This window comes from Leisingera sp. ANG-Vp (assembly GCF_000813725.1).
GTDB lineage: Bacteria > Pseudomonadota > Alphaproteobacteria > Rhodobacterales > Rhodobacteraceae > Leisingera.
In genome coordinates this window covers 316,604-328,511 of record NZ_JWLD01000002.1, presented here as the reverse complement: position 1 = coordinate 328,511, position 11,908 = coordinate 316,604, and the positions used below count along the sequence as shown (strand labels likewise).

Here is an 11,908-nt window from a genome sequence, read left to right as displayed (position 1 = left end):
CCCTAGCTAAAAAAGAAAATCGCCATAGATTTTCCCTGCAGCACATCTTATAGCGCGCGCCATGAAACTCAGCGATTTTGACTTCAATCTGCCCGACGACCTGATTGCCACCCGGCCTGCCAATCCGCGCAGCTCGGCCCGGCTGCTGGTGGCTTCAGACGGAGCCCTGCACGATGGCAAGGTGACCGACCTTGTGGACTGGCTGCAGCCCGGCGACCGGCTGGTGCTGAATGATACCAAGGTCATCCCTGCGCGCCTGAGCGGGCTGCGCCACCGCGACAGCGCCCAAGGCCCGGTATCGGCAAAAATCGAAGCCACATTGCTGGAACCGCGTGCCGATGGCAGCTGGGCAGCATTGCTGAAGCCGCTGAAAAAAATCAAACAGGGCGAGGAAATCGTCTTTTCAGATGATCTCAGCGCAACGCTGGAAGACGTGTCGGAAGGCCAGGGGCGTCTGCGCTTCAACCTCAGCGGCACAGATTTCGACGCTGCGCTGGCTGAGGCCGGGGCCATGCCGCTGCCGCCCTATATTGCCGCCAAGCGCGCAGCGGACGAGCAGGACAAGACCGACTACCAGACTGTCTGGGCCAGAAACAGCGGCGCGGTCGCAGCCCCCACGGCCTCGCTGCATTTTGATGCGCCGCTTCTGGACGCACTCGCATCACGCGGCGTGGAGATTTCCTATGTCACCCTGCATGTGGGCGCGGGCACCTTCCTTCCGGTCAAGGTGGAGGATGTGACCACCCATCGGATGCATGCGGAATGGGGCAAGGTGAGCGGGGAGGCGGCAGCCGAAATTGCGGCCACCAAGGCAGCCGGAGGCCGGGTGATCCCGGTTGGCACCACCGCATTGCGGCTGATCGAAAGCGCCGCAAAGGACGGCCAAATCCATCCTTGGGAAGGCGATACGGATATCTTCATCTATCCGGGGTTCGAATTCCAGGTGGCCGATGCGCTGATGACCAATTTCCACCTGCCGAAGTCGACACTGCTGATGCTGGTCTCTGCCCTGATGGGGCGGGAGGAAATCCTGCAGATCTATGATCATGCGGTCCGCAGCGGCTACCGGTTCTTTTCTTATGGCGACGCGTCGCTTTTGATCCCCGCCAAGGCGGATACACCTCAGAAAAACGGCGCGAATCCATAGACAAGCGCCGCGGCGATGGTTTCTGATGTCTGGATCAGAGTCACAAAACCGCAATCAGAATCAGCGATACCGGCGTTCCGCGCTTTCGTCGCCCGGACTTAACGAACTAATGTGAGTGCAGCCCGTCCCCCGTGGAGGGCTGCTTTGCTTTCAAAGGAGGCATGGAAATGCTGCAGGTGCTGTCGAGCGCGTGGGCGCTGCTCTTGGGGGTTTGCTTGCTGATGGTGGGCAACGGCCTGCAGGGCACCATGCTGGGGGTCCGGGGCGACCTGGAAGGCTTCTCCTCGCTGGAGATGTCGCTGGTGATGGCGGCTTATTTCGTGGGCTTTCTGGGCGGTTCGCGGCTGGCACCAGAGATGATCCGCCGCGTTGGCCATGTGCGGGTGTTTGCGGCACTGGCCTCCTTTATCTCTGCGGTGATGATCCTTTACCCCATCCTGCCCAACACCGTTGCTTGGGGGCTGGGGCGTGTGGTCATCGGTTTCTGCTTCTCCGGCGTGTACGTGACCGCGGAAAGCTGGCTGAACAACGCCGCCGACAACAGCAACCGCGGCAAGGCGCTGTCGCTTTACATGATCGTGCAGATGATCGGAATTGTGACCGCGCAGGGCCTGATCCAGATCGGCGACCCGGGCGGCTATGAGGCGTTCATCATCGCGTCGATCCTGGTTTCAATCTCCTTCGGGCCGATTCTGCTGTCGATTTCGCCCACTCCTGCGTTTGACACCACCAAGCCGATGACCCTGAAGGAACTGATGAAAATCTCGCCGCTGGGCTGTGTCGGCATGTTCCTGCTGGGCGGTGTGTTCTCGGCTCAGTTCGGCATGAGCGCGGTTTACGGCACGGCCGCCGGCCTGACCCTGACCGAGCTGTCCATCTTTATTGCCACCTTCTATGTCGGTGCGACCGTGCTGCAATACCCGCTGGGCTGGATGTCGGACCGCATGGACCGGCGCGTGCTGATCCTGTTTGTGGCGCTGATCGGCGGCGGTGCTTCCGTGCACGGCTTCATGTTTGGCACCGACTTCAAGATGCTGCTGGTTGCGGCCTTCTTCATCGGCGGCCTGTCGAACCCGCTTTACTCGCTGCTGATTGCCTACACCAACGACTACCTGGACCACGACGATATGGCGGCGGCCTCCGGCGGGCTGGTGTTCATCAACGGTCTTGGCGCGATTGCCGGCCCGGTGATCACTGGCTGGCTGATGGGGGACGCGGTTCTTGGTCCGGCAGGCTTCTTCGCCTTCATCGGCGCGCTGATGTTTGTGATGGCAGCTTATGCGGCGTACCGGTCGACCCAGCGTGCCTCTGTTCCGGTTGAGGAAACCGGCAGCTTCACCGTGATGACCCCGACGGCAACTCCGGTCGCGGTGGAGTTCGCTCAGGAATACGCCATCGAAACCGAATTGGAGGAGCAAGAAACTGCTCAAGAAACGGGCTGATTGCGCTAACCAGCGGGAATTGTGAGGATTATTTCACACAGCCCCCTTGTCTGTTGCAAAATGTGACCCAAGCTTACTTGTAAACGCAATGTAAAATGGCCTGAAGTTAGGGTCAGGAAAAACTTGGAGTTACAGACCGATGGCTGGTCCCGAAGAGATACTTGCATTCTGGCTCGACGAAGTCGGCGAGAAGGGGTGGTATCTGCAGGATGACGCGCTGGATCAACAGATCCGCGAGAAGTTTCAAAAGACCTGGGAGGCGGCTTGCGAAGGCAGGTTCTCCTTCTGGCTCACCTACCCGAGCGGCACGCTGGCCTACATCATCCTGATGGACCAGTTTTCGCGCAACATGTTCCGCGGCGAGGGCAAGGCGTTTGCCTCAGACCGGGCGGCGCTGTCGGCGGCGAAAGTGGCGATCAACAAGAAGTGGGACCTGAAGATCGACGAGCCGGCGCGGCAGTTCTTCTACCTGCCTCTGATGCACTCGGAAAACCTCTGCGACCAGGAACGCTGCATCCGCCTGATGATGGAGCGGATGCCCGAAACCGGCGGCAGCAACCTGCTGCATGCCCGCGCTCATCGCGAGGTGATCCGCCAGTTCGGCCGCTTCCCCTACCGCAACGAGGCGCTGCACCGCGCCAGCACCGGACCGGAGCTGGATTACGTGATGGCAGGCGGCTACGGCGAAACAGTGCGGCAGATGCAAGCGGCCGGCTGAGCCCGGAACCGTACAGAAAATTCCGGCACCGCGGCCCTGAACGGCCGCGGTGTTTTTTTGTCTTCAGACATGCAGTATCAGCGCCGCAGCGGGGCCCGAGCAGTGCAGCCACTGAACATGGCTCGCGCCGGCCTGCGCGGCTGTTTGCGCCAAGGTGCCAGTGTCCAAGAACTGGCCGCGCCTGCTGTGCCGGATATGTGCGCTAAACAGGGTGCCAAGCATCGAACCGGCCGGCCGCTCCGCACAAAACACAAGGCAGATCCTGCCATCTGCGCGGGCGACCCGCACAAACTCGCGGAGTGCGGGTTCGGGGTCGTTTAGGACCTCCAGCCCCCAGGCGCAGGTCACCAGGTCAAAGCTGTTGTCCGCAAAAGGCAGATCTTCCATTCTGCCAAGCACCCGTCTGGCGGCAATGTCATGGCACTGGTCCAGCATTTGGCGGGAGATATCCAGAAGGGCGATGTCGATCTTGCCCCGCGACCCGTTCAGCAGTCTCCGCACGACCGTTCCGGTCCCGCAGGCCGCGTCCAGCATAGACATTCCCGGGCGGAGCAGGGCTGTGGCGGCGCCTTCAAAGGCGCATTGCGCCTCGCCGCCCGCGTACCGGAGCCAGCGGTCATGAGAGCGGTCGTAAGAGCCTGCGGCTCTGTCATAGTCATAGGCCGTGCTGGAGAACCGCATTGGCAGAACACCCGAAACCGAATAACGTCAAGTAAATTGACTAACAGGGGGAATGGCTATTGGTCAAGAAGGTTGACGAATTCCGGCCGAACCATATCGGCTGGCTGCTGTGGGACGCTGCTGCGGCCTGGAAGGCACGCTTTGCCGCCGGAATGATCGCGCATGGTCATGGCTGGTACGCAGAGGCGCGGTCCAGTGTGATTCCCTACATCCGAAAGGAAGGCACGCGCCAGGCAGAGATTGCGGCGCGGATGGGGATCAGCAAACAGGCCGTGCAGCAACTGGTTCTTGACCTTGAACAAGCCGGTATTGTGCAGCGTAAGCCGGACCCTGCCGACAGGCGCGGAAAAATCATCACTTTTACGGACGCCGGGTTGGCGGCGCAGCGAGACAGCGCCAAGGTGAAACTGGCGGTCGAACAGGAATTGCGCCAGCAATTGGGAAAGCAGGATTTTGAGGCGCTGCACCGTATTCTTGGGAAAATCGGCAGCGGCCCGCAGGAATAGGGTGAACTTTGCCGGGTTCGCCAACGGGTTGTGCGCAGCTGTGGCGAAAATGGCATGGCCGCTATGCCGCAGCAGAGGGTGATTGCAGCGCAGAAGATAATAGTTTAACGGTGAACTAGTTTTTGGAACCTGTTCGAGGCGAGGGGACACCATGGCCGCACAATCCTATGACGTGATCGTAATCGGCGCAGGCCCGGGGGGCTATGTCGCGGCCATCCGAGCAGCGCAATTGGGGCTGAAGACCTGTGTGGTCGAGCGCGAGCATCTGGGCGGCATCTGCCTCAACTGGGGCTGCATCCCGACCAAGGCGCTGCTGCGGTCGTCAGAGGTGTTTCATCTGATGGAGCGCGCCGCTGAATTCGGCCTCAAGGCCGAGAAGATCGGCTATGACCTGGACGCGGTGGTGAAACGCTCGCGCGGGGTGGCGAAACAGCTGTCTTCCGGCATCGGCCACCTGATGAAGAAGAACAAGATCGACGTTGTCATGGGCGAGGCCTCTATCCCGGCCAAGGGCAAAGTGTCGGTGAAGACCTCCAAAGGCACCGAGGAGCTGGTAGGCAAGAACATCATCCTCGCCACCGGTGCCCGCGCGCGGGAACTGCCGGGCCTGGAGGCTGATGGCGATCTGGTCTGGACCTACAAGCACGCGCTGCAGCCGGTGCGGATGCCGAAAAAGCTGCTGGTCATCGGCTCCGGCGCAATCGGCATCGAATTTGCCAGCTTCTACAATACCTTGGGTGCCGACACGACGGTGGTTGAGGTGATGGACCGGGTGCTGCCGGTGGAAGATGCGGAAATCTCTGCCTTTGCCAAGAAGGCCTTTGTCAAACAGGGCATGAAGATCATGGAGAAAGCCATGGTCAAGCAGCTGGACCGCGGCAAAGGCAAAGTCACCGCCCATATCGAGACCGGAGGCAAGGTTGAAAAGCACGAGTTCGACACGGTGATCTCGGCTGTGGGCATCGTCGGCAATGTCGAGGGGCTGGGGCTTGAGGCGCTTGGCGTCAAGATCGACCGCACCCATGTGGTCACCGACCAGTTCTGCCGCACCGGCGTCGACGGGCTTTATGCCATCGGCGACATTGCCGGTGCCCCCTGGCTGGCCCACAAGGCCTCCCACGAGGGAGTTATGGTGGCTGATCTGGTCGCAGGCAAACATGCGCATCCGGTGAAGCCGGAAAGCATCGCAGGCTGCACCTACTGCCACCCGCAGGTTGCCTCCGTCGGCTATAGCGAAGCCAAGGCCAAGGAACTGGGCTACGACATCAAGGTCGGCCGCTTCCCCTTTATCGGCAACGGCAAGGCCATTGCCCTGGGCGAGGCTGAAGGCATGGTGAAAACCGTGTTTGACGCCAAGACCGGCGAACTGCTGGGCGCGCATATGGTCGGTGCGGAAGTGACCGAGATGATCCAAGGCTATGTTGTGGGCCGCCAGCTGGAAACCACCGAGGAAGATCTGATGAACACTGTCTTCCCGCATCCGACTCTCAGCGAAATGATGCATGAATCGGTGCTCGATGCCTATGGCCGCGTGATCCATATGTGACGCCGGCGCCCCGGCTGCGTGCCGGGGCAGTTTCGCTCTGTACCTCTTGCGGTTGCGGTGCTTTCGTGGCGCCGCAGCCGTCAGAGGAGCCCGTCATGCCCAGTCTCAACCGAATAGTCATGGCCAAGGCCAGCCGCGCGATGGTGCGCAGGCTTGGGCCGGATCAGCTGGATGCCGCTGAAATTTCGGGTAATTGGGGGGAGCAGTTCAAGTTCCGCAGCTACCAGAAATTCCGCTTTCCGGAATATGATGTTTGCCAAGGGCCCTTTACCGGTCCCGGCGGCAAGCCTTTGAAATTTGACCTTATTCTGGCCAATCAGGTCTGGGAGCACCTGGACCGGCCGTATCAGGCGACAAAGAACATCCGCAAGATGTTGCGCAAAGGCGGGCATTTCTGGCTGGCGGTGCCGTTCTATATTCCGTTTCACGCTGCGCCCGCAGATTGCTCGCGCTGGTCTGCCCGCGGGCTGAAGAACCTGCTGATCGAAAGCGGGTTTGCCGAAGCAGCGATCCAATGCGGGCAATGGGGCAACCGGCAAGCGGCGCTGCGCAATATGGAGCTGCCCTGGCCGCCGGAATATGATGAAACCCGGGACAGTCTAGCGGATGATCCCGAAATGCCAATCTGCGCCTGGGCGATGGCTCAGAAGATCTGAGCCGGATTCCGAACCGATAGGAATGTTATGAACAGTCAAACCAGCGGCAGCCGCTGGCTGCTTATACTGGCGGTCTGGGCGGCGGGCTTGGGCGCGGCGGCGCAGTACGGCAAAGTTTCAGTTGTTTTTGACCAGCTTGGCGCGCTGTATCCTGAGGCTGGTGCGGCCCTGAGCCTGAGTGTGTCGATGACTGGTGTGCTGGGCATTCTGCTGGGCGCCGTGACCGGGCTGTTTGTCTCGTCCTTCGGCTACCGCCGCGCGCTGGTTTGGGCCCTATGGACCGGGGCCGCGATGTCGGCGCTGCAAGCGCTGCATTTGCCCTATGGACTGTTCCTGGCCACCCGTGTTGCCGAGGGCTTGTCCCACCTGGGCATTGTAGTGGCGGGGCCAACGCTGATGGCGCTGCTGGCCGACGAACGCCAGCAGGGCACAGCACTGACGGTGTGGAGCACCTTCTTTGGGGTCGCCTTTGCGCTGCTGAACTGGCTGGGATTGCCGCTGGTTGCCTCCCACGGGCTGCTGGCGCTGTTTGCAGCCCATGCGGTGCTGATGGCGGCGCTGGCGGTGCTCTTGCATTGGGCGCTGCGGGATTTGCCGGTGCCGCCGCGCCAGCCGGTGCCGCAGCTGGCCATGCTGCCTGCGCTGCATCTCCGCATCTACCGCTCTGCCTTCAAATTGGCGCCCGCTGCAGGCTGGCTGTTTTATACCTCCTGTTTCGTGGCGCTGCTGACGGTGCTGCCGCCGCATCTGCCAGCCGGGCAGCGTGCCTTTGTCATGGGGGCGTTTCCGCTGATCTCCATTACGTCGTCGATGACTGCAGGTGTTGCATTGCTGCGGGTGCTGCCGGCAGTAAATCTGACACAGGCGGGTTTTGCTTTCTGCGCTGCCGCCGGCCTGTGGCTTTGGGCCGTGCCAGGGGACTGGCTGGCCTGCTTTGCGCTGGCCGCCGCCTTCGGGCTGGTTCAGAGCGGCAGTTTTGCGGCGGTGCCGCAGCTGAACAGCAGTGCTGCCGGTCAGGCCGAAGCAAACGGCGCGATGTCCCAGGCCGGAAACGCAGGCAATGTGATTGGCACGCCGTTGCTGCTGGCAGCCCTGGGGCTGGCCGGGTATGGCGGTATGATGCTGGTGGTCTGCGGGCTGTTTCTGGCGGGCATTGCAGTGCATCAGCTCCTTGCTCTGCGGCGGCGCGCCTGGGCCTAGGGGCGGCTCCCACCCGTCGCCGGTCCCCAGAGGGGACCGTTTCCCGTTGGGCCAAGCGCCGCGCGGACGCGCGGCGCCTGCCTGACCCTTCGGAAACCGGGACACAGCGGCGGGAGTGCCCGGCTGCTGCCATCTGCTGTCAGCAAGTTTCATCCCGTTCGCGCAATGTTCTCAATTTGGACTTGGCGTTTTCCGCGGCATTCCCTATCTGTAGGGCGGGCGCCCGCCCAGGTTCGGCGGGGGGGGGGGCGGGGGGGGGGCCTAGGGGCGGCCCCCCCCCGTCGCCGGTCCCCAGAGGGGACCGTTTCCCGTGGGGCCAAGCGCCGCGCGGACGCGCGGCGCCTGCCTGACCCTTCGGAAACCGGGACACAGCGGCGGGAGTGCCCGGCTGCTGCCATCTGCTGTCAGCAAGTTTCATCCCGTTCGCGCAATGTTCTCAATTTGGACTTGGCGTTTTCCGCGGCATTCCCTATCTGTAGGGCGGGCGCCCGCCAAGGTTCGGCGGGTGCGGGTACGGGGGCATTATGGCTGAGCTGAAATCCATCGAAGTGCGCGGTGCACGCGAGCATAATCTGAAGAGCATCGACGTGGATATTCCGCGCGATGAGCTGGTGGTGATCACTGGCCTTTCGGGCTCGGGCAAGTCCTCGCTGGCGTTTGACACCATCTATGCCGAGGGGCAGCGCCGCTACGTTGAATCGCTCAGCGCTTATGCGCGCCAGTTCCTCGACATGATGGAAAAGCCGGATGTGGATCACATCAGCGGGTTGTCGCCTGCGATTTCGATTGAGCAGAAGACGACCTCGAAGAACCCGCGCTCGACCGTTGGCACGGTGACCGAGATCTACGACTATCTGCGTCTGCTGTTTGCCCGTGCCGGCACGCCGTATTCGCCGGCGACCGGAAAGCCGATTGAGGCGCAGCAGGTCCAGGACATGGTCGACCGGATCATGGAAATGGAGGAGGGCACCCGCGGTTATCTGCTGGCGCCGATCGTCCGCGACCGCAAGGGCGAGTACAAGAAGGAATTTCTGGAGCTGCGCAAGCAGGGCTTCCAGCGGGTGAAGGTGGACGGGGCTTTCTATGAACTGGACGAGCCGCCTGTGCTGGACAAGAAGTTCCGCCATGACATTGACGTTGTGGTCGACCGGCTGGTGGTGCGCGAGGGGATGGAGACGCGGCTGGCCGACAGCTTGCGCACCGCACTGGATCTGGCTGATGGCATCGCCATTCTGGAAACCGCACCGCGCGAGGGCGAGCCGGAACGGATCACCTTCAGCGAAAACTTTGCCTGTCCGGTCAGCGGCTTCACTATTCCTGAGATCGAGCCGCGGCTGTTCTCCTTCAACGCACCCTTCGGGGCCTGCCCGGATTGCGACGGTCTGGGGGTTGAGCTGTTTTTTGACGAGCGCCTTGTGGTGCCGGACCAGTCATTGAAAGTTTATGACGGTGCGCTGGCGCCCTGGCGCAAGGGGAAGTCGCCGTATTTTCTTCAAACAATTGAAGCGATTGCGCGGCATTATGAATTCGACAAGAACACCGTTTGGAAGGATCTGCCAGAGAAAGTGCAGAAGGTGTTCCTTTATGGCTCCGGCGAAGAGGAAATCCTGTTCCGCTATGACGAGGGCGGCCGGGTCTATCAGGTCGAGCGCACATTCGAAGGCGTCATTCCGAACATGGAGCGGCGTTACCGCGAGACGGATTCAAACTGGATCCGGGAAGAGTTCGAGCGTTACCAGAACAACCGCTCCTGCGGCTCCTGCGACGGGTACCGTCTGCGGGAGGAAGCGCTGGCAGTAAAGATTGCCGGAATCCACATTGGCCAGGTGGTGCAGCTGTCGATCCGCGAGGCACTGGCCTGGATCGAGGATGTGCCGAACCACCTGACCCAGCAAAAGCAGGAGATCGCCCGCGCCATCGTCAAGGAAATCCGAGAGCGGCTGGGTTTCCTGAATAACGTGGGTCTTGAGTATCTTACGCTGTCGCGTTCATCCGGAACCCTGTCCGGCGGCGAGAGCCAGCGGATCCGTCTGGCCTCGCAAATCGGCTCCGGGCTGACCGGGGTTCTCTATGTGCTGGATGAGCCCTCCATCGGTCTGCACCAGCGCGACAATGACCGGTTGATCGGTACTCTCAAGAACCTGCGCGACCAGGGCAACACGGTGATCGTGGTGGAGCATGACGAGGACATGATCCGCCAGGCGGATTACGTCTTTGATATTGGACCGGGCGCCGGGGTGCATGGCGGCGAAGTGGTGAGCCACGGCACGCCTCAGGCCATTGCCTCGGATACCGGCTCGATCACCGGGCAGTATCTGGCGGGCACCCGGGAAATCGCGGTGCCGGCCGAGCGGCGCAAGGGCAACAAGAAGAAGATCAAGGTGGTCAAGGCCACCGGCAACAACCTGAAAGAGGTAACCGCCGAGTTCCCGCTGGGCAAGTTTGTCTGCGTGACCGGGGTGTCGGGCGGCGGCAAGTCGACACTGACGATCGAGACGCTGTTCAAGACCGCCTCGATGCGCCTCAACGGTGCGCGCCAGACTCCGGCGCCCTGCGAGAGCATCAAGGGGCTGGAGCATCTGGACAAGGTGATCGACATCGACCAGCGCCCGATTGGCCGGACACCGCGGTCCAATCCGGCGACCTACACCGGGGCCTTCACTCCGATCCGGGATTGGTTTGCAGGCCTGCCGGAGGCCAAGACGCGGGGCTACAAGCCCGGGCGCTTCTCCTTCAACGTCAAGGGCGGGCGCTGCGAGGCCTGCCAGGGCGACGGGGTCATTAAAATCGAGATGCACTTCCTGCCCGATGTCTATGTGACCTGCGAAACCTGCAAAGGCGCGCGTTATAACCGGGAGACGCTGGAGATCAGGTTCAAAGGCAAGAGCATTGCCGATGTGCTTGATATGACTGTGGAAGATGCGCAGGAGTTCTTCCAGGCCGTGCCTGCGATCCGCGACAAGATGGATGCGCTGATGCGGGTCGGCCTCGGCTATATCAAGGTGGGCCAGCAGGCGACGACGCTGTCGGGCGGCGAGGCGCAGCGGGTGAAGCTGTCCAAGGAGCTGTCGAAACGCTCGACCGGGCGGACGCTGTATATTCTCGACGAGCCGACCACGGGCCTGCATTTCGAGGATGTGAAGAAGCTCTTGGAAGTGCTGCACGAATTGGTGGAGCAGGGCAATTCGGTGGTGGTGATCGAGCACAATCTGGATGTGATCAAAACCGCTGACTGGATCATTGATATTGGTCCGGAGGGCGGTGATGGCGGCGGCGAGATCGTGGCGGCGGGCACTCCCGAAGCTGTTGCGGATGAGCCGCGCAGCCATACCGGGCGTTACTTGAAGGACATATTGGCGGCCCGCAAAGTCGCGGCTGAATAGGGCGGAGGGGCGCTGCCCCTCTTGGCCTGCGGCCAATTCACCCCGGGGTATTGGGGACCAGAAAGAAGCAGGGCCGGCCGCCTGTCAGGCTTCGGCTGGCTGCTCCCGGCCCGGCATCAGAAGCGGAACCAGGAACAGCGCCAGCAAAGCGGTGTTCATCACCGTATTGAACCAGGCTCCGGCCGCGAAAGAGCCGAGGCTGTCCGGGATATACCAGGCCAGGAGCGCAGGCAGTAAGAGGCGGCGGCCGAGCGACGGGTTTTCCGTGTAAACATGCTTTGTGACCAGATAGATCAGCACGCAGAAGCCGCACATCAGGCCGCCGCTGATAGCGGTCATCAGGCTGGCGGCGCCGGGCCGAAGCTGCTGGCCGCTGTCCAGCGGCAGGAAAGCCAGATCCAGGAAGAGCCCGAACGCATATGACAGCGGCGTGGCGAGCGCGAGAACAAGCGCAAGCCCGAAGACGGCTGAAAGCACGGCAATTGTTTTGAGCATGCGGACAGAGGCGGTATGGGTCATTGAAGTCTCCTTGGCTGATGTCCTGGTCAGCCTTGTTCCGCAGAGGGCAGGAAAACAATTACCTGTAAGGTAAGTGAATTCCCCGCAGCTTGCGCTATTGTCGCCTGAAG

At 61.8% G+C, this 11,908-nt stretch carries 10 protein-coding genes; 8 read left to right on the top strand and 2 right to left on the bottom strand.

The window, feature by feature from the left end; translation table 11 throughout:
* Positions 1 to 61 precede the first annotated feature (61 nt).
* From queA to RA20_RS01745, 3 genes are all read left to right on the top strand, one after another.
* Positions 62 to 1,147, top strand: coding sequence for a tRNA preQ1(34) S-adenosylmethionine ribosyltransferase-isomerase QueA (gene queA / locus RA20_RS01755; protein ID WP_039123959.1), 1,086 nt, complete (start codon positions 62 to 64; stop codon positions 1,145 to 1,147).
* Positions 1,148 to 1,314: 167 nt separating this feature from the next.
* Complete coding sequence (locus tag RA20_RS01750) at positions 1,315 to 2,589, top strand: MFS transporter (RefSeq protein ID WP_039124068.1); 1,275 nt, start codon at positions 1,315 to 1,317, stop codon at positions 2,587 to 2,589.
* Between the two features lie 139 nt (positions 2,590 to 2,728).
* Positions 2,729 to 3,307 (top strand): DUF924 family protein, encoded by a 579-nt coding sequence (locus tag RA20_RS01745; RefSeq protein ID WP_039123957.1) that lies wholly within the window; start codon positions 2,729 to 2,731, stop codon positions 3,305 to 3,307.
* 63 nt (positions 3,308 to 3,370) lie between these two features.
* On the opposite strand, the gene RA20_RS24515 is transcribed toward RA20_RS01745, so the two are convergent.
* Positions 3,371 to 3,988 carry a class I SAM-dependent methyltransferase gene (locus RA20_RS24515; RefSeq protein ID WP_052248773.1) on the bottom strand — a complete coding sequence of 206 codons (618 nt, stop codon included), beginning with the start codon at positions 3,986 to 3,988 and terminating at the stop codon, positions 3,371 to 3,373.
* A 197-nt stretch (positions 3,989 to 4,185) separates the two neighbouring features.
* Here RA20_RS24515 and RA20_RS01735 point away from each other — a divergent pair, with 197 nt between their 5' ends.
* From RA20_RS01735 to uvrA, 5 genes are all read left to right on the top strand, one after another.
* Positions 4,186 to 4,494, top strand: a complete 309-nt coding sequence (locus RA20_RS01735) for a MarR family winged helix-turn-helix transcriptional regulator (protein ID WP_206540087.1) — start codon at positions 4,186 to 4,188, stop codon at positions 4,492 to 4,494.
* A gap of 151 nt (positions 4,495 to 4,645) precedes the next feature.
* Positions 4,646 to 6,040 (top strand): dihydrolipoyl dehydrogenase, encoded by a 1,395-nt coding sequence (lpdA, locus tag RA20_RS01730; RefSeq protein WP_039123953.1) that lies wholly within the window; start codon positions 4,646 to 4,648, stop codon positions 6,038 to 6,040.
* 95 nt (positions 6,041 to 6,135) lie between these two features.
* Positions 6,136 to 6,696, top strand: coding sequence for a class I SAM-dependent methyltransferase (locus RA20_RS01725; protein WP_039123952.1), 561 nt, complete (start codon positions 6,136 to 6,138; stop codon positions 6,694 to 6,696).
* 27 nt (positions 6,697 to 6,723) lie between these two features.
* Complete coding sequence (locus RA20_RS01720; RefSeq protein ID WP_039123950.1) at positions 6,724 to 7,896, top strand: MFS transporter; 1,173 nt, start codon at positions 6,724 to 6,726, stop codon at positions 7,894 to 7,896.
* A 524-nt stretch (positions 7,897 to 8,420) separates the two neighbouring features.
* Positions 8,421 to 11,279 carry an excinuclease ABC subunit UvrA gene (gene uvrA, locus RA20_RS01715; RefSeq protein WP_039123948.1) on the top strand — a complete coding sequence of 953 codons (2,859 nt, stop codon included), beginning with the start codon at positions 8,421 to 8,423 and terminating at the stop codon, positions 11,277 to 11,279.
* 84 nt (positions 11,280 to 11,363) lie between these two features.
* On the opposite strand, the gene RA20_RS01710 is transcribed toward uvrA, so the two are convergent.
* Positions 11,364 to 11,798 carry a hypothetical protein gene (locus RA20_RS01710; protein WP_039123947.1) on the bottom strand — a complete coding sequence of 145 codons (435 nt, stop codon included), beginning with the start codon at positions 11,796 to 11,798 and terminating at the stop codon, positions 11,364 to 11,366.
* Between the last annotated feature and the right edge of the window lie 110 nt (positions 11,799 to 11,908).

Excerpts from the sequence above, each read along its gene's own strand:
- queA (WP_039123959.1), top strand. The coding sequence starts at position 62 with ATGAAACTCAGCGATTTTGACTTCAATCTGCCCGACGACCTGATTGCC.
- RA20_RS01750 (WP_039124068.1), top strand. The coding sequence starts at position 1,315 with ATGCTGCAGGTGCTGTCGAGCGCGTGGGCGCTGCTCTTGGGGGTTTGC.
- RA20_RS01745 (WP_039123957.1), top strand. The coding sequence starts at position 2,729 with ATGGCTGGTCCCGAAGAGATACTTGCATTCTGGCTCGACGAAGTCGGC.
- RA20_RS24515 (WP_052248773.1), bottom strand. The coding sequence starts at position 3,988 with ATGCGGTTCTCCAGCACGGCCTATGACTATGACAGAGCCGCAGGCTCT.
- lpdA (WP_039123953.1), top strand. The coding sequence starts at position 4,646 with ATGGCCGCACAATCCTATGACGTGATCGTAATCGGCGCAGGCCCGGGG.
- RA20_RS01725 (WP_039123952.1), top strand. The coding sequence starts at position 6,136 with ATGCCCAGTCTCAACCGAATAGTCATGGCCAAGGCCAGCCGCGCGATG.
- RA20_RS01720 (WP_039123950.1), top strand. The coding sequence starts at position 6,724 with ATGAACAGTCAAACCAGCGGCAGCCGCTGGCTGCTTATACTGGCGGTC.
- uvrA (WP_039123948.1), top strand. The coding sequence starts at position 8,421 with ATGGCTGAGCTGAAATCCATCGAAGTGCGCGGTGCACGCGAGCATAAT.
- RA20_RS01710 (WP_039123947.1), bottom strand. The coding sequence starts at position 11,798 with ATGACCCATACCGCCTCTGTCCGCATGCTCAAAACAATTGCCGTGCTT.